A 745-nucleotide genomic window follows, 5' to 3' on the forward strand; every position below is an offset into this window, starting at 1 on the left:
CTCTGCGGCGCAAAGCCGGATCTCGAAGCCAATCAAGCATGAACAACGTTCTTTCTAATCTGCCAATTTCTCTTAATGCTTTAGCTAATCCATTCTGTTTGGGGTAACTAGCCAGTTTTTTCATCATCAGAGAAGCGGTGACTGTCCCTTGCCTAATTGATGTGGCAAGACGCAATACCTCATCCCAATGTGGCTCGATATCTTTTGGTTTCAAACTTGTTGGAGAGATAATGGATTTAAGTCCTGGGTATTGCTCCGGCTTTCCTTCTATATACAAGCGCTTATCATGAAGATCTCTAATTCGTGGGGCAAAGGCAAATCCTAGTAGATGCATTAAAGCAAAGACATGCTCTGTGAAGCCTGCTGTATCGGTGTAATGCTCGGCTATTTCAAGGTCACTTTCGTGATAAAGCAATCCATCAAGCACATGCGTTGAGTCTCTGACTCTACTGATTACCTTCGTGAAAAAAGGACTGTATTGATCTGAAATATGAGTATAAATCTGGACACCAGGCTCTTGGCCGTATTTAAGATTAACTTGACCTGCATAACGCCCATGGTTACCTACTCGAAAGTTTTGCCCATCAGAAGACGACGTTGAACCATCTCCCCAAAAAGTAGCCAGCGGACATTTTTTCTGAGCGTTGACGAGCTCAGCTAACGCTGACGAATACGTTTCATCCCTTATATACCAAGCCTGTATGCCTTCCAATGATGTTTTAGTTGTGCCTGGGCAGGATTCCGC

General features: G+C 44.0%; 1 protein-coding gene. It reads right to left on the reverse strand.

The genetic code is table 11. The features are described 5' to 3' along the window. Positions 1–745 (reverse strand): Tn3 family transposase (locus AW165_RS18380; RefSeq protein WP_155859656.1); only part of this gene is annotated, 745 nt, incomplete at both ends.

The sequence above is a fragment of the Acinetobacter sp. LMB-5 genome (assembly GCF_001541635.1).
Classification (GTDB): Bacteria; Pseudomonadota; Gammaproteobacteria; order Pseudomonadales; family Moraxellaceae; genus Acinetobacter; species Acinetobacter pittii.